General features: G+C 68.2%; 1 protein-coding gene. It reads left to right on the forward strand.

From position 1 onward, the window contains the following. A partial coding sequence (locus AB3X86_RS38475; RefSeq protein WP_368599920.1) for a secretin N-terminal domain-containing protein occupies nt 1–267 on the forward strand: 267 nt, incomplete at both ends.

The raw sequence follows: 267 nt of genomic DNA on the forward strand, positions 1-267 counted from the left end.
ATTCGACGGGCTCGTCGGGCACGCCGCCGTTGCCGTCGGGCGGCCTCGGCGGCGGCTCGATGAACTCGCCGATGGGCGGCGGCGCTTCGGGCTCGAGCAGTAATACCGGCGGATTTCTCGGCGGCGACAAGGAAAAGAGTGAGGATCAGGGCGGCGGCATGATTACCGCCGATTCCGCGACCAACTCGCTGATCATCACCGCGCCCGAAGCGACGTACCGCAACTTGCGCGCGGTGATCGACCAGCTCGATGCGCGTCGCGCGCAGG

Source organism: Paraburkholderia sp. BR14374 (genome assembly GCF_040948685.1).
GTDB classification, from domain to species: domain Bacteria; phylum Pseudomonadota; class Gammaproteobacteria; order Burkholderiales; family Burkholderiaceae; genus Paraburkholderia; species Paraburkholderia youngii.